Origin of the sequence: Solibacillus sp. FSL H8-0523, from assembly GCF_038051985.1 — a bacterium.
Taxonomy (GTDB): Bacteria; Bacillota; Bacilli; order Bacillales_A; family Planococcaceae; genus Solibacillus.
The window spans coordinates 2,826,041-2,840,940 of the sequence record NZ_CP150291.1 but is presented as its reverse complement, the minus strand read 5'-3'; the positions used below and the strand labels follow the sequence as shown (position 1 = coordinate 2,840,940).

The window sequence follows — 14,900 nt, the reverse complement described above, 5'->3', positions numbered from 1 at the left end:
ACGAATTTGTATAGCTTTTTATTACCAAATGAATTTGTCACGAGTATTTTCGAAGTAACGCCCGAAAAATTAACCAACTTAGGCATTAAAGGCATTATTACTGATTTAGATAATACGCTAGTTGAATGGGATCGTGCGGATGCAACGGAAGAGCTGGTTGCGTGGTTTGATATGATGCGAGATGCAGGTATTAAAATTATCATTGCGTCAAACAACAATGAACAGCGTGTCCGAGCTTTTGCAGAGCCACACGGAATTCCATTTATTTATCGTGCAAAAAAACCTCTAGGCAAGGCATATTATGATGCAATGGTGCAATTGCGCTTACGCCGTGATGAGGTTGCCATGATGGGAGATCAACTATTAACGGATGTAATGGGTGCAAAACGCCAAAAAATTTACACGTTTTTAGTGCGCCCTGTCGCAGATTCAGACGGCCTTGTGACAAAGTTTAATCGCTTTGTAGAGCGTCGTGTATACAATGATTTAAAACGAAAAGGGCAATATCCTTGGCAAGACTAACAAGGTGCCATAGATTTTAGGAGGAAATAATTAATGAACGAAATGCCACAATGTATTGGCTGTGGAACACTGATTCAAACAGAAGATAAGAACGGATTAGGCTACGCGCCACAATCTTCACTAGAAAAGGAAACGATTATTTGTCAACGTTGTTTCCGTTTAAAAAACTACAATGAAATCCAACCAGTAAGCTTAACAGATGACGACTTTTTACGTATTTTAAATGGTCTTGGCGAGCAGGAAGGCCTAATCGTAAAAATCGTTGATATTTTTGATTTCAACGGCAGCTGGTTACCAGGTTTACACCGCTTTGTCGGGAATAACCCGGTACTATTAGTAGCAAACAAAGCGGACCTTTTACCGAAATCTGTAAAAGACCAAAAAGTTGTAAACTGGCTAAAACGCGAAGCAAAAGCGTTAGGTTTAAAACCAATCGATGTCAAACTTGTCTCTGCGCATAAAGGTATGGGGATGCAAGAGGTTGTCGAAGCGATTGAAGAATACCGTAATGGACAAGATGTGTATGTAGTAGGTTGTACAAACGTAGGGAAATCAACGTTCATCAACCGTATTATTAAGCAAGCAACAGGTGAAGGTGAAGTTATTACAACATCACACTTCCCAGGAACAACGCTTGATATGATTGGCATTCCACTAGATGACGGTTCTGCGTTATTTGATACACCAGGGATTATCAATCACCATCAAATGGCACACCACATTGATTCAAGTGAATTGAAATACATTATGCCAAAAAAAGAAATTAAACCAAAAGTGTACCAACAAAATGAAGGCCAAACGTTATTTATTGGCGCATTAGCACGTTTTGATTTCATTAAAGGTGAGCGTTCAGCATTTACTGTACACATTGCAAATGACTTACCAATTCACCGCACGAAGCTAGAAAAAGCAGATACATTATACGCTGAGCACAAAGGTGAGCTTTTAGCACCACCGACAGCTGCGCATATTGATAAGCTGCCAGAATTAGTACGCCATGAGTTTTCAATTAAAGAAGCAAAAACAGACGTAGTAATTTCAGGCCTAGGTTGGGTTACGGTTCAGCATGCAGGCGTTGTTGTTGCAGCATATGCACCTCGAGGGGTAGAAGTATTCGTTCGCCCTTCATTAATCTAATCGTACGTTTAATATAAATGTAACTGAATTTAATGATTTGGAAAGAAGGACTTGTCGATGAAAAAGTGGTTTGCGGTTATTGGAGATCCGATTGCTCAATCAAAATCTCCTGAAATGCACAATGCGTGGTATGAACAGGGGAACGTGGATGCAACCTATATTCCAATACACGTAAAGCCTGAAGAGTTACAGCAGGCGGTTGCGTCGTTTAAGCTGCTAGGTGCTAGTGGTTGGAACGTCACAATTCCACATAAACAAACGATACTCCCTTTTTTAGATGAGTTAGATGAATTAGCAAAAAAAATGGGTGCCGTCAACACAGTCGTACGTACAGCACAGGGGAAGTTGAAGGGCTATAACACAGATGGTCCAGGCTTTGTAAAGTCACTTGAAGCAGCAATTGGTCATGAAAAGCGTACTGAACCCGTATTATTAATTGGGGCAGGTGGCGCAGCACGTGGTATTGCTTTCGCGCTCCAAATGGCAGGCTATGAAAACATTACCATTGCCAATCGTACAGTAGAAAAGGCACAGCAAATTGTTGATGAACTAAATTCTGGTACAGCGATTACGATGCAACAAGCGGAACAAAACTTAGCTTCGTACCAAATTTTTATTCAAACAACCCCTGCAGGAATGTCAACAGGCGACTTTGCATTACCATTTTCGCTTGAAAAGTTCCCAACAGGCGCAATTGCGGCCGATATTGTGTATAATCCATTAATGACGCCTTTTTTGCAAGCGGCTGAGCAAAAAGGTGCAACAATTGTCAACGGCTTAGGCATGTTCGTCCATCAAGGTGCGATTGCTTATGAGCATTGGTTAGGCAATTATCCAAATACAAATGCAATGATTGCTCGTTTAACAGAGCAATTAGGAGGAAAATAGAAGTATGTTAACAGGTAAACAAAAACGTTTTTTACGTGCTGAGGCACATCATTTAGATCCAATTTTTCAAGTAGGTAAAGGCGGCGTGAACGATGCGATGCTTACACAATTACGTGACGTATTAGAAGCACGTGAATTAATTAAAGTACGTATTTTAGACAACTGCGAAGATGACAAACACGATGTAGCACAAACATTGGCTGCTGGTACACGCGCAGAGCTAGTACAATTAATCGGTTTAACAGTTGTTTTATATAAAGAATCTCGTAACAACAAAAAAATCGCATTACCAAAAGTACAAGCGAAATAAGGTGAATACGGATGAAGAAGATTGGTCTTTTGGGAGGTACATTTAATCCACCACATATCGGGCATTTAATTATGGCAAATGAGGTGTATGCAGCGCTTGATTTAACGGAAGTGCGCTTTATGCCGAATGCGAAAGCACCGCATAAGGAAGCCACCACATCTGCCACGAATGCGCAACGCCTGAAAATGGTTGAACTGGCGATTCAAGATGTACCTTACTTCTCTGCCTCTACGTTCGAACTAGAGCGCGGAGGTGTATCCTATACGTATGATACGATGAAGGCGATGTGTGAACAGGAGCCTGATGTGGAATTTTATTTCATTATCGGTGGCGACATGATCGACTCGCTTCATACATGGTATCGCATTGATGAGCTGGTAGAACTTGTTCAGTTTGTCGGTGTGAAGCGTCCGGGTTCTGAAGCAAAAACCGATTACAATGTACGGATGGTGGAAGTGCCGGAGATTAATCTTTCTTCAACATTTATTCGCAATCGATTACAACAGCAAGGTCCTCTGCAGTTTTTATTACCAGAGGAGGTAGAACGTTATATTCGGGAGGAAGGTCTTTATGGAGCGTCAAGCAATGTTAGCGATTATTAAAGATCGCATGCCAGAAAAACGTTACATTCATACAATTGGAGTAATGGAAACGGCAATTCATTTAGCAAAACGATATGGACAAGATGAAAAAAAAGCCGAAATTGCGGCGATTTTCCATGATATCGCCAAATATGCCGATGTAGAATGGATGAAAAAGATCGTTTACGAGGAGCATTTAGACCCTCGACTACTTGATTGGAACAGTGAAATTTTACACGGACCAGTTGGCGCATGGATTGTTCAAAATGAGTACGCGATAGAAGATGAAGACATTTTAAACGCAATTCGCTTCCATACAACAGGCCGAGCGAATATGACCCTATTAGATAAAATAATTTATGTTGCAGATATGATCGAACCAAATCGCAAATTCCCGGGTGTAAAAGCGTTACGAGAAGTTGCAAAATTAAGCTTAGAAGATGCCTTCCGAGCTTGTGTGACCCATTCCTTAACGTTTTTGATCGAGGCACAAATTGCGATTTATCCGGTATCAATCGAATGCTACAACAGCTTAATGAGAGAGGAATAACCATACATGAATGATACATTATTAAATATTACCTATAAAGCAATCGACGACAAGCGAGGCGAGGATATCGTTGCACTTAACATGCAAGGTATTTCGTTATTAGCAGATTACTTCATCATCGCTGAAGGTAGCTCAGAGCGTCAAGTACAAGCGATTGCACGCGAAATTAAAGCTCAAGCTGAAGAAGCTGGCTTTGAAGTGAAAAAACTTGAAGGTCTTGACACAGCACGTTGGATTTTAGTAGACATGGGCGATGTTGTGGCACATATCTTCCACAAAGACGAGCGCGCATATTACAACCTAGAGCGTTTATGGGGAGATGCTCCACAGCTAGACGCAATTCAATCAGAAGATGAATAGTTACGAGCGCTTTGCTGAAGTGTACGACGAGCTTATGACAGACATTCCGTACGCACAGTACGTTGAATGGATTTCACGTTTTGCACCAGCGACGCAGTACAAAAACTTGCTTGATATTGGTTGCGGTACAGGTACGTTAGCATGTCTGTTACACGAAGCAGGCTACAACGTGACAGGTATTGATTTATCTGAGGACATGCTTTCAGTAGCAAGTGCACGTATGAACGCAAACGGCATTTCAATGCCATTATACGCGATGAGTATGGATGAATTAGATGGTTTTGACAACTTAGATGTTGCGATTATCCCGATTGATTCGATTAATTACGTAAAAGAAGAAGCGAACGTCTTTGAAACATTGAAGCGTATTTACGAAAGTTTACGCGATGGCGGGCAGTTATTCTTTGATGTGCACTCATTATTTAAAATGGATTCGATCTTTTTAGATGGCCCATTTACGTATGATGACGGTGAAATTACGTATGTTTGGCATACAGAGCCAGGAGACTTCGAGCATTCGGTGTATCATCAAATGACGTTTTTTGTGCAAACAGAGAATGGCTTATTTGAACGCTTTGATGAAGAACATTTCCAGCGAACATTTGCTATAAAACAATACGAAGCATGGTTAACAGAGCTTGGCTTTACATCGGTTGAAGTAACATCAGATTGGTCTGATGAAGCACCTCACGATGAAAGTGAACGTATTTTTATTCGCGCGGTAAAATAAATAAACAAGCGAAATTGACAGTTTCGGCGAGTTTTGAAAAACATCTTTTCTTAATGAATGAAACTTTGTATAGTGGGGATAGCTCCATATATAAAGCCTTCTTTAAGAAAGGGTGTTTTTTTATGCCTTCATTTTTAGAGAAGTACAAAAAGGTGCTTGTGATTGCTGGAAGTGTAATCGGAGCATTGCTACTCTATTTTTTCACCATGTACGAAGCTACAGAACAATCCTCCATTCAAACGATAGAACCCATCACACCACTTGCCGCTCTTGAAACGACGGAAACTGAAATAATTGATAATACGGCACCAGAAGTCTTTATGATTGATGTGAAGGGGGCAGTTCGCTATCCAGGTGTTTATACGCTAGAAGAAGGTATGAGAATTGTTGATGCCATTGAAGCTGCTGGTGGATATACAGAGCATGCCAATCCAACGCCTATTAACCACGCACAGAAGCTTCAAGACGAAATGGTACTCTATATCCCTAAAATAGGTGAGGAGCTGTCAGAGGAGCTAGGAACGCTTGTAGCGAGTGCTTCGACAAGTTCTGCGTCAAGTGCTGGCGGTGGCATCAGTAAAACTGGCAAAATCAATTTAAATAAAGCAGGTGAAAGCGAGCTTACGCAATTACCAGGTGTTGGACCATCGAAGGCGAATGCCATTATTGGCCACCGCACCGAGCATGGAAATTTCCAAACAATCGAGGATTTAAAAAAGGTAACCGGTATCGGTGAAAAAACGTTTGATCAGTTAAAAGACTTAATTGATGTAAAGTAGGTTAAAAGTTCGGAATAATCACTTATTGCACCTCGCTGGGTTTGCATATAAACTGATAAGTGACATAATTTTTGGAGGTTAACATATGGAGCGTATTACTTGGGATCAATTTTTTATGGCACAAAGTCATTTACTTGCACTGCGCAGTACATGTACACGTTTAGCGGTAGGAGCAACAATTGTTCGTGAAAAACGCATTATTGCAGGTGGCTATAATGGTTCGATTTCAGGGGACGAGCACTGCACGGAGCAGGGCTGCTACGTCATTGATAATCATTGTGTACGTACTGTGCACGCTGAAACGAATGCACTTTTGCAATGTGCCAAATACGGAACACCGGCGAACGGTGCCGACCTGTATGTCACGCATTTCCCGTGTTTACCATGTACAAAAACGATTATCCAAGCAGGGATCAAAAATGTTTATTATGCAAAGAGCTATAAAAATAGTCCGTATGCATTAGAGTTATTTGCAAAAGCCAACGTGAATGTTGTACATATTCCGTTTGATGAGGCAAAAATTGATTTTCTAAAGGACGAAAAATTCGCCTTAACTTTTGAGATGCTTGAAAAGATGCGTGTGCTTGGTGCAAATCGTGAGGAATTGCTCCCGTTTGAGGAGAAGATGCATGCTTTATTTGGTCAACTTATGGAAGCATAATTGGATTTACTATGCCTTATCGGTTTGTATTAGTGCAATCGCTAGTTTTCAATCGGTAAGGCTTTTAATGTTAATTGGGTTGCTTTTGTTAGTTTGCTATGTGAAAAAGATTTGGCGATGGCATTTAGTCGGCATTGCGGCGCTTGGTATTGTAACGTACGTTTATTTTAGCCACGAAGTCAGTAAATTAGCGCAGCCTGTTGTGTTGCCAGCAGAGTTAACGTGGACCGACGAATATAAAATAAACGGTGTGATGCTACGCGGCTTTATGAAGGAAGCCAATGGAGAAAAACTATACGTGACATACCAAATTCAAAGTGAGCAGCAAAAAATTTTGCTACAGTCTGAACAATTAGCGGGTCAAACTTATTTGGTAAGTGGTGAACAAGTGGCGCCTTCGATCCCGGCACATCGCTATGGGTTTTTAATGCGGCGTTATTTAGAAAGTAAAAATGCGCGTGGTATTGTGGAAATTGAGAGTATGACTTTTGTTGTCGCAGAAAAATCACTGTTACAGCCAATCTATAACTGGCGTTTTCATTTGAAACAGCATATTGAACAAACCTTTCCCAAATCACTTGCACCAGAGGCTCAGGCGCTACTTATCGGCTTACAGGAAAATGTCGATGAAGAATTAAGCCGCGCGTATCAAAAGCTTGGCATTACCCATTTATTTGCGATTTCAGGGCTACATGTAGCGTTGCTGTCGATGTTATTTTTTCAGCTACTGTTGCGACTTGGTGTGCGACGTGAAATAGCGAGTATGTTACTGCTTATTTTATTACCCATTTATGCAGTACTAGCAGGCGGTGCTCCGTCGATTTGGCGCGCGGTAAGTGTTGTAGAATTTGTCATGCTTGCACAGTATTTTCGTTGGAGAATCCCAATGGATGATGCATTAGCGCTTAGTTTAATTGTTTTTTTACTGCTTGAACCGGGTGCGATTTATCAGGTAGGCTTTCAATTATCTTATTTAGCAACATATAGCCTGGTTTATTCGAGTCGTATTTTAGCGCGCTATGATAATTTTTGGGTACAATCCTTTTTTATTACGTTTGTTTGTCAAATCCTCGTATATCCATTGTTATTACATCATTTTTTTGAAATTAGTTTATCTTCGTTCATTGCCAATATCTTTTTTGTTCCGTTATTTTCCTTCATCATTTTACCGATTAATCTACTCCTCTTTGTACTTTCCTTTATGCCACTCCCTATTAACCAATTGATTTTTACCGTTTATGAGCCACTGCGCACGTGGTTAACAGACATCATTCTTGTCATTCAGCAGCCCGTCATCCAAATGTGGAATCCCGGAAAACCGACACTGTTTTGGTTGGTTGTGCTGTACGGCTCTGTATTTGTTACGTTTTACCTACTAGATCAACGTGCAAAAACCATCAAAATTGCCATGATGTTACTGATTCCTGCGATTGCATTTCATTTCCAAACGTCTATGCATCAAGATGTAAAAATTGCCTTTGTCAATGTGGGGCAAGGCGACTGTATTGTCATTGAATTACCGTATCGAAAATCGGTTATTTTGATTGATGCAGGCGGCTTATTGCGGTTTGGACAAGAACAGTGGAAAGAGCGAGATACACCCTATGAAGTAGGACGGCAGGTAGTTGTTCCTTATTTAAAGGGGCGTGGGATTCAAAAAATTGATACGTTTGTGTTAACACATGCGGATGCTGATCATGTAGAGGGGGCAGAAGAGGTGCTACGGGAAGTTCGCGCATCAGAAGTCCATGTCACGCCAAATTCTCTCGAAAATGCGGTTATGGCTGATTTTTTACAAGAAGCAGCGAAGACAAATACAATCATTGTAGAAAAAATGGCGGGTGATGGCTGGCAAATCGGTGATGTCCGCTTTGATTATATATGGCCACACGAAACGCATTATGAAGGTAATAATGACTCGCTTGTGCTGCTGGTTCGTCAAGGGGCATTTAAAGCGCTTTTTACGGGTGATTTAGAAAAAGAAGGAGAGGCGGATATTGTCCGTTTATACGGGGAGTCAATTGCCAATGTCGACTTATTAAAAGCTGGTCACCATGGGAGTAAAACATCGAGTATTGAGGAATTTGTTGAAAAAACGTATCCGAAGTTTGTTGTTTTTATGGCGGGTGAAAATAATCGGTATCAGCATCCGAATAGTGATGTCGTCAATCGTTTTGAACAGCGTAACATTCCCTATTTGACGACGGGGTATGATGGAACGATTGAATTTACTATAAAGAAGGGTATCATGCAATTTGAAAAATCCAATAATTTATTTCCTTAACATACAAAAAGAGCACCTTTGAACATGTCAAAGGTGCTCTTTTTACTGAATTATAAACGAACAGCTGCTTCTATAACAATCGCAATGATGAACATTGTGATGAAGAAACCGCCACCAAATAAAAAGCCGTAACCTGCATCTGGGAAGTCGTTACCTTTCATTGCACGGCCGCGACCCTCGAATGGGTTTTCAGTTACGTAGTTTGGATCTTGATGTCCTGCCATAAGTATCCCTCCTAATCTGCCATAATTATAAAATAATACCATTAAAAATGCTACATCAAATCCTAATTATTCCTTATATTAGGATTTGGGGTGTTCGACTTTTCAAAAAAAATCCACAATATTACGGGGGAATTTCTAAATTAAGATTGCATTTTACGAGACCTCATGCTTTTTAAACTCTACATTCTCAATTTAGGCAAAAATGTGTATACTAATGGGTACGACAACTTAGGGAGGTTCCCAGATGATAACAAAAGCATGGCAACAGATAAAAAAAGGGAATTTCGCCCCGGTATATTTAGTAGTAGGGGAAGAATCCTACTTTGTTGATGAAACGATAAAGCGCTTAAAAGCTGCACTGAGTACTCAGGAAGAAGCAGAAGTGATGACGTTTGATTTAAATGAGCAACCAATCGATTATGTGATTGATGAAGCCGATACAATTCCGTTCTTTACTGAACGTAAATTAATTATAGCGAAAAATGCCTCGTTTTTAAAAGCGACAGAAAAAGGTAAGGAAAAAATAGAGCATGATGTGAAGCGTTTAGAAAATTGGCTGCAAAATCCGACAGATACGGCCATTACGGTTTTTATTGCGCCTTATGAGAAGCTCGATGAACGAAAAAAAGTAACGAAGCTGATGAAAGAAAAATGTGAAGTGCTGCTTGCCCAAACACCGCAAAATAATGACTTAAACGTTTGGGTGCAAAATGAAGCGAATCAGCATGGCAAAGTTATTGAAAATGATGCAATTGGCAAGTTACTTGAGATGGTTGGACCGAACATGCTTCAACTGCAAATGGAAATTGAAAAGATGGCACTGTATTTAGGGGAAGAATCCGAAATTACGGTTGATTTAGTGGAAGATCTGGTGGCGAAAACACTAGAGCATGATGCTTTTAAAATGTTAAACGCCTACTTAGAGCACAATCAAGAAGAGGCATTGCGAATATATCATGACTTACTGCGCCAAAAAGAAGAGCCGATTAAGCTAGTGGGCCTCCTTGCAAACAATATTCGTACGATGAATCATATCTTTTACTTACAAAAGAAGGGCTACCATCAGCAACAAATCGCCAAACAGCTCAAAATTCATCCATACCGTGTTCAAATCATTTCAGGTCAAAGAAATCGACCGAGTGAAGAGCGGCTCTTACAGGCACTCTACAGCCTTGCAGAAGTAGATTTACAGCTAAAGACGACAGGTGGAAACCGTGAACGTCATTTAGAGTTATTTTTAATGAAAAAGCTATAAAAAGAGGATGTGATGAAAGTGAAAACTTTTACCACATCCTTTTTGAATACGAAAAAAGCCAACTACCCTTGGGTAGTTGGCTTTATAAGTCGCTAATTAAGCTTTTTTCACTAAACGAGACTTCTTACGAGAAGCAGCGTTTTTGTGGATAAGACCTTTAGAAGCAGCTTTATCTAATGCTTTAGAAGCAGCAACTACTAATTCTTGTGCGTTTTCAGCACCAGAAGCGATCGCTAATTCAGCTTTTTTAACTGTAGTACGCATAGCTGATTTAGCTTGTACGTTTGCAGCGTTTGCTTTTTCGTTAGTTTTTACACGTTTGATAGCAGATTTAATGTTTGGCATTTATTTCACCTCCTAGTATTTAGGTACGAGATGAGTATTTACTCACTTAATTCATGTGTCAATACAACAAAAATCATTCTACCAAAGGATTGAGGGAATTGCAATACATAATTGCAAAGAATATTTACTTGACAGTTTGAACAGACTGCAAGTGGAGGTGTTAAAATGCAAGAAATTACGTGGAATCGTACAGATTTAATTGATGAAACAGCAGAAGTTGTTTTCCAATCAAATGATCGGTTAAAGGAAAATTTAAGTGATGAGCGCGGTATTAAGATAGAAGAATGGCAACAAAACCGCGTAAAAATCACAAAAGTGGAAGTAAATGCTATTGGTGAAGAGAAGGTGCATAAAAAACAAGGAACGTATGTCACACTCTCCATTCCAACACTTACTTCTGAAGATCGTCATGGCTTTTCACAAATGCAAGAATCACTTACACATTATTTGCAGGAATTGCATAAGGACATTAACATTACGGCACAATCAAAAATATTAGTGATTGGACTAGGAAATAAAACGATTACACCAGATGCAATTGGTCCATATGTCATTGATGCGATGCATAAAAAGCAGTCAGAGCAGGAAACACCCGATTTTATTTTGTATGCACCGGGTGTGACCGCACAAACGGGCTTTGAAACGAGTGATTATGTCCAAGCCTTGACCGAAAAAATCCAACCCGAGCTTGTCATTATTGTTGATGCGCTTGCAACAAGTGGCAGTGCAAGGCTGTGTCGTACGATTCAATTAACGAATACCGGCATTCAACCCGGTGGCGGTGTTGGCAATCACCGCAAAGAAATTTCAAAGGAAGTATTAAATGTACCAGTAAGTGCGATTGGGATTCCAACGGTTGTCGAAGCGCCTATTTTAATGGCTGATGCAGTCGAAGCAGTATTTCAATCAATCGCTGCAAAAATTAGTGAAAAGGATAAGCCTTCGCATAAATTATCAGTAACGAATTGGACGCCAACGTCAGAAGCGCTCGATTTATCCACGCTAGAACCGATTTTTGGACAATGGGTAAATTGGCCAAAGGAAGACCGGCGCCAATTGTTTGAAGAGGTGTTTAGCTCACATCCAGAGCGGTTAATCGTGACGCCGAAAGAGGTCGATTTTTGGTTAAATCAATTTGCATTTTTAATTAGTGAAAGTTTGTTTGACTGGATAAAAAACGCTCGGAAAACGTTCTAATTTTCATCTGATCTCCATATCGTAGTGGGGAAAGGGTGATGTGTTTGCAAAAACTAAAACGCTTTACGATCTTGCTATGCCTTTTATTTTCACTGCCTATACTGATTGGGCAACTCCCTTTTCCAAACAATAAAATGGCAACCGAAAAAAAAGAGCAGCCACATTTTGTGTATGCTGCAACAGATGTCCCAGCACCAGCGCCGGTAATGGAACAAATAGAACCGTTTCATGTATTGATGCTTTTTACACATTCACATGAATCCTATAAGCCGATTGTTGAGCAAACGACGGGGCAAAAAGCTGTATATGATGAAAACACCAATATTTACTCAATGCAGCAAATGATGGCGCACTATTTAGAGCTGAATGATATTACCCCGCATTTTGTAGATTTTGATGTGATGACCGAAATCAACTTAACGAATGCCAAGTTCCATCAAGCGTATAAAATTGCAAGACCGGTATTAGCGAATTATTTGCAAGAAAGCGATTATCAGTTAGTAATTGATTTCCATCGCGATTCTGCATCAAAAAAAGTAACGACGCTTAAACATAAAGATGAAACCTATGCGAAAATTGCCTTTGTCGTTGGCGCTGATTATGCTGGATTTGAATCGAATTTAGGGCATGCAAATGCACTAAGTGAACAATTAAACAGCATTGTACCAGGCATTTCACGCGGAATTATGAAAAAACAAGGTACGGGTGTGAATGGTGTTTACAATCAGGACTTATCGCCAAATATGTTGCTCATTGAGTTTGGCGGCATAGATAATACCGAACAAGAGCTGCAACGAACGATGGCGGTATTAGCGCAAGCGATTCGTTTGGCGTTTGTCGAAACGATTGTGTAGCATTTTTTGGTCTAGTAAAGCACATTTTTTATCCGTATTAGAAAAAATGCATTCAGTTAACACGCGTTCGCTGTTGTCGTAACGCGCACTTTCATAGTATAATTAAAGATACGAAAGGCCTCTATTGCGCGTGCGTACGTAAAACATGCGAGCATAGAGGCTGTATTTTAGTAGAAAAGTAAGTGAGGTATTTTTTACATACGTCATAACACCAGGCTTTGAACGACAATAAAGCGGTGTTTTTTCTAATTAGGAGAGGGATTAACTATGAACCGAGAACAACGCTTAAAACGCCAAGAAAATATCCGAAATTTCTCGATTATCGCACATATCGACCACGGGAAATCAACGTTAGCGGACCGTATTTTAGAAACAACACAAACAGTGACACAACGCGAAATGAAATCTCAGCTTTTAGATTCAATGGATTTAGAGCGTGAGCGTGGGATTACGATTAAATTAAATGCTGTACAGCTAAAATATATAGCAAAAAATGGCGAAACGTATACGTTACATTTAATCGACACACCAGGACACGTCGATTTCACATACGAAGTGTCACGTTCATTAGCTGCATGTGAAGGGGCTATTTTAGTAGTCGATGCAGCTCAAGGGATCGAAGCACAAACGTTAGCAAACGTTTACTTAGCATTAGATAACGACCTTGAAATTTTACCAGTTATTAATAAAATCGATTTACCGGCAGCAGATCCTGAACGTGTGCGTGCTGAAGTAGAAGATGTTATTGGTTTAGATGCATCAGAAGCAGTACTGGCATCTGCTAAAGCGGGTATTGGTATTGTCGATATTTTAGAGCAAATTGTTGAAAAAGTTCCAGCACCAACTGGAGACCCAGCAGCGCCATTAAAAGCCCTTATTTTCGACTCTGTCTATGATGCCTATAAAGGTGTAATCATTTCGATTCGTATTATCGATGGTACAGTGAAGCCTGGTGATACGATTCGTATGATGGCAACGGGCGCGGAATTTGAAGTAATCGAAGTAGGGATTCATACACCGAAATCTGTACCACAAGCCGAATTAACAGTAGGTGACGTAGGTTACTTAACAGCATCAATTAAAAACGTGCAAGATACGCGTGTAGGTGACACAGTAACACATGCAGGTCCACATGGTGCAACAGTGCCGTTAGAAGGTTACCGTAAGTTAAACCCAATGGTATACTGCGGTCTTTACCCAATCGACACAGCGAGATACAACGATTTACGTGAAGCGTTAGAAAAATTAGAGTTAAATGACTCAGCGTTACAATATGAGCCAGAAACGTCTCAAGCGTTAGGCTTTGGTTTCCGTTGTGGTTTCTTAGGACTATTACACATGGAAATTATCCAAGAGCGTATCGAGCGTGAGTTCAACATTGACTTAATTACAACAGCGCCTTCTGTAATTTATGAAGTAACAAAAACAGATGGTTCGATTTTAAAAGTGGATAACCCATCAATGATGCCGGATCCACAAAAAATCGATAAAATCGAAGAGCCTTACGTAAAAGCAACAATCATGGTACCAAACGAATACGTTGGGGCTGTTATGGAGCTTTGTCAAAAGAAACGCGGTAACTTCTCAGGTATGGATTACATGGATGAGACACGCGTAAAAATCGTCTACGAAATGCCATTAGCAGAAATCGTTTATGACTTCTTTGACTTCTTAAAATCAAATACAAAAGGCTACGCATCATTTGACTATGAGTTAATTGGTTACCAGCCTTCGAAGTTAAACAAAATGGATATCCTATTAAACGGCGAGCAAGTCGATGCATTAAGCTTCATCGTGCACAAAGACTTTGCCTATGAACGCGGAAAAATCATCGTTGAGAAGCTAAAAGAATTAATTCCTCGTCAACAATTCGAGGTACCAGTTCAAGCAGCAATCGGCCAAAAAGTGGTTGCCCGTTCGACGATTAAATCAATGGGTAAAAACGTTCTTGCAAAATGTTACGGTGGTGACATTTCTCGTAAGCGTAAATTACTTGATAAGCAAAAAGCCGGTAAAAAACGTATGAAACAAGTAGGTTCAGTAGAAGTACCACAAGAAGCATTCATGGCGGTACTGAAGATGGATGATACGAAGTAAAATAAACAAGTTGAAGGCGGAAAGATTAAATTCTTTCCGTCTTTTTATTTTTCAGTTCTATAACGTCGGGGCCGCTTTGCAAGGTTACGGGAACTGTACGCTGATATTGATGAATGTCTTACCTTT

At 40.2% G+C, this 14,900-nt stretch carries 17 protein-coding genes; 15 read left to right on the top strand and 2 right to left on the bottom strand.

The features are described 5' to 3' along the window. Positions 1–6 precede the first annotated feature (6 nt). The 11 genes from NSQ62_RS14130 to NSQ62_RS14080 all read left to right on the top strand — a co-directional run bounded on the left by NSQ62_RS14130 (position 7) and on the right by NSQ62_RS14080 (position 8,802). A complete protein-coding gene (locus tag NSQ62_RS14130; protein ID WP_341320774.1) occupies positions 7–522 on the top strand; it encodes a YqeG family HAD IIIA-type phosphatase in 516 nt (171 codons plus the stop codon). 33 nt (positions 523–555) lie between these two features. Further along, on the top strand, positions 556–1,659 hold the full coding sequence (yqeH, locus tag NSQ62_RS14125) for a ribosome biogenesis GTPase YqeH (protein WP_341320773.1): 1,104 nt from the start codon (positions 556–558) through the stop codon (positions 1,657–1,659). A 57-nt stretch (positions 1,660–1,716) separates the two neighbouring features. Next, entirely contained in the window at positions 1,717–2,547 is an 831-nt protein-coding gene (gene aroE, locus NSQ62_RS14120; RefSeq protein WP_341320772.1) for a shikimate dehydrogenase, read from the top strand. A 4-nt stretch (positions 2,548–2,551) separates the two neighbouring features. Continuing rightward, positions 2,552–2,857 carry a ribosome assembly RNA-binding protein YhbY gene (gene yhbY / locus NSQ62_RS14115; protein WP_341320771.1) on the top strand — a complete coding sequence of 102 codons (306 nt, stop codon included), beginning with the start codon at positions 2,552–2,554 and terminating at the stop codon, positions 2,855–2,857. Between the two features lie 11 nt (positions 2,858–2,868). Further along, positions 2,869–3,459 carry a nicotinate-nucleotide adenylyltransferase gene (locus NSQ62_RS14110; RefSeq protein ID WP_341320770.1) on the top strand — a complete coding sequence of 197 codons (591 nt, stop codon included), beginning with the start codon at positions 2,869–2,871 and terminating at the stop codon, positions 3,457–3,459. Continuing rightward, a complete protein-coding gene (gene yqeK, locus NSQ62_RS14105; RefSeq protein WP_341320769.1) occupies positions 3,428–3,988 on the top strand; it encodes a bis(5'-nucleosyl)-tetraphosphatase (symmetrical) YqeK in 561 nt (186 codons plus the stop codon). The genes NSQ62_RS14110 and yqeK overlap by 32 nt, the downstream gene beginning before the upstream one ends. Positions 3,989–3,994: 6 nt before the next feature. Then, positions 3,995–4,348, top strand: coding sequence for a ribosome silencing factor (rsfS, locus tag NSQ62_RS14100; RefSeq protein WP_341320768.1), 354 nt, complete (start codon positions 3,995–3,997; stop codon positions 4,346–4,348). Beyond that, positions 4,341–5,078 carry a methyltransferase domain-containing protein gene (locus NSQ62_RS14095; RefSeq protein WP_341320767.1) on the top strand — a complete coding sequence of 246 codons (738 nt, stop codon included), beginning with the start codon at positions 4,341–4,343 and terminating at the stop codon, positions 5,076–5,078. Before rsfS ends, NSQ62_RS14095 begins: the two co-directional genes overlap by 8 nt. 122 nt (positions 5,079–5,200) lie before the next feature. Beyond that, positions 5,201–5,857, top strand: coding sequence for a helix-hairpin-helix domain-containing protein (locus tag NSQ62_RS14090; RefSeq protein WP_341320766.1), 657 nt, complete (start codon positions 5,201–5,203; stop codon positions 5,855–5,857). 85 nt (positions 5,858–5,942) lie between these two features. Continuing rightward, on the top strand, positions 5,943–6,518 hold the full coding sequence (locus tag NSQ62_RS14085) for a ComE operon protein 2 (RefSeq protein ID WP_341320765.1): 576 nt from the start codon (positions 5,943–5,945) through the stop codon (positions 6,516–6,518). After that, the gene (locus tag NSQ62_RS14080; RefSeq protein WP_341320764.1) at positions 6,487–8,802 is read left to right on the top strand and encodes a DNA internalization-related competence protein ComEC/Rec2; all 2,316 of its coding nucleotides are present in this window, start codon (positions 6,487–6,489) and stop codon (positions 8,800–8,802) included. Before NSQ62_RS14085 ends, NSQ62_RS14080 begins: the two co-directional genes overlap by 32 nt. Positions 8,803–8,852: 50 nt before the next feature. Here the strand turns inward: NSQ62_RS14080 and NSQ62_RS14075 are convergent, their stop codons facing one another. Beyond that, complete coding sequence (locus NSQ62_RS14075) at positions 8,853–9,026, bottom strand: YqzM family protein (protein ID WP_341320763.1); 174 nt, start codon at positions 9,024–9,026, stop codon at positions 8,853–8,855. 244 nt (positions 9,027–9,270) lie between these two features. Between NSQ62_RS14075 and holA the strand changes: the two genes are divergently transcribed. Then, on the top strand, positions 9,271–10,281 hold the full coding sequence (gene holA, locus NSQ62_RS14070) for a DNA polymerase III subunit delta (protein WP_341320762.1): 1,011 nt from the start codon (positions 9,271–9,273) through the stop codon (positions 10,279–10,281). A gap of 96 nt (positions 10,282–10,377) precedes the next feature. Here holA and rpsT read toward each other — a convergent pair whose 3' ends face one another. Further along, the gene (gene rpsT, locus NSQ62_RS14065) at positions 10,378–10,626 is read right to left on the bottom strand and encodes a 30S ribosomal protein S20 (RefSeq protein WP_341320761.1); all 249 of its coding nucleotides are present in this window, start codon (positions 10,624–10,626) and stop codon (positions 10,378–10,380) included. Positions 10,627–10,791: 165 nt separating this feature from the next. On the opposite strand from rpsT, the gene gpr reads away from it, so the two are divergent. From gpr to lepA, 3 genes are all read left to right on the top strand, one after another. Then, complete coding sequence (gene gpr / locus NSQ62_RS14060) at positions 10,792–11,823, top strand: GPR endopeptidase (protein ID WP_341320760.1); 1,032 nt, start codon at positions 10,792–10,794, stop codon at positions 11,821–11,823. Positions 11,824–11,861: 38 nt separating this feature from the next. After that, complete coding sequence (gene spoIIP, locus NSQ62_RS14055; RefSeq protein WP_341320759.1) at positions 11,862–12,677, top strand: stage II sporulation protein P; 816 nt, start codon at positions 11,862–11,864, stop codon at positions 12,675–12,677. A 267-nt stretch (positions 12,678–12,944) separates the two neighbouring features. Then, the gene (gene lepA / locus NSQ62_RS14050; RefSeq protein ID WP_341320758.1) at positions 12,945–14,774 is read left to right on the top strand and encodes a translation elongation factor 4; all 1,830 of its coding nucleotides are present in this window, start codon (positions 12,945–12,947) and stop codon (positions 14,772–14,774) included. Positions 14,775–14,900: the final 126 nt, after the last annotated feature.

What these genes read in the sequence shown, in the direction of transcription:
- lepA (WP_341320758.1), top strand. Translation starts at nt 12,945, where the DNA reads ATGAACCGAGAACAACGCTTAAAACGCCAAGAAAATATCCGAAATTTC.
- aroE (WP_341320772.1), top strand. Translation starts at nt 1,717, where the DNA reads ATGAAAAAGTGGTTTGCGGTTATTGGAGATCCGATTGCTCAATCAAAA.
- yhbY (WP_341320771.1), top strand. Translation starts at nt 2,552, where the DNA reads ATGTTAACAGGTAAACAAAAACGTTTTTTACGTGCTGAGGCACATCAT.
- NSQ62_RS14110 (WP_341320770.1), top strand. Translation starts at nt 2,869, where the DNA reads ATGAAGAAGATTGGTCTTTTGGGAGGTACATTTAATCCACCACATATC.
- rsfS (WP_341320768.1), top strand. Translation starts at nt 3,995, where the DNA reads ATGAATGATACATTATTAAATATTACCTATAAAGCAATCGACGACAAG.
- NSQ62_RS14090 (WP_341320766.1), top strand. Translation starts at nt 5,201, where the DNA reads ATGCCTTCATTTTTAGAGAAGTACAAAAAGGTGCTTGTGATTGCTGGA.
- yqeK (WP_341320769.1), top strand. Translation starts at nt 3,428, where the DNA reads ATGGAGCGTCAAGCAATGTTAGCGATTATTAAAGATCGCATGCCAGAA.
- NSQ62_RS14080 (WP_341320764.1), top strand. Translation starts at nt 6,487, where the DNA reads ATGCTTTATTTGGTCAACTTATGGAAGCATAATTGGATTTACTATGCC.
- spoIIP (WP_341320759.1), top strand. Translation starts at nt 11,862, where the DNA reads ATGTGTTTGCAAAAACTAAAACGCTTTACGATCTTGCTATGCCTTTTA.
- yqeH (WP_341320773.1), top strand. Translation starts at nt 556, where the DNA reads ATGAACGAAATGCCACAATGTATTGGCTGTGGAACACTGATTCAAACA.
- gpr (WP_341320760.1), top strand. Translation starts at nt 10,792, where the DNA reads ATGCAAGAAATTACGTGGAATCGTACAGATTTAATTGATGAAACAGCA.
- holA (WP_341320762.1), top strand. Translation starts at nt 9,271, where the DNA reads ATGATAACAAAAGCATGGCAACAGATAAAAAAAGGGAATTTCGCCCCG.
- rpsT (WP_341320761.1), bottom strand. Translation starts at nt 10,626, where the DNA reads ATGCCAAACATTAAATCTGCTATCAAACGTGTAAAAACTAACGAAAAA.
- NSQ62_RS14095 (WP_341320767.1), top strand. Translation starts at nt 4,341, where the DNA reads ATGAATAGTTACGAGCGCTTTGCTGAAGTGTACGACGAGCTTATGACA.
- NSQ62_RS14075 (WP_341320763.1), bottom strand. Translation starts at nt 9,026, where the DNA reads ATGGCAGGACATCAAGATCCAAACTACGTAACTGAAAACCCATTCGAG.
- NSQ62_RS14085 (WP_341320765.1), top strand. Translation starts at nt 5,943, where the DNA reads ATGGAGCGTATTACTTGGGATCAATTTTTTATGGCACAAAGTCATTTA.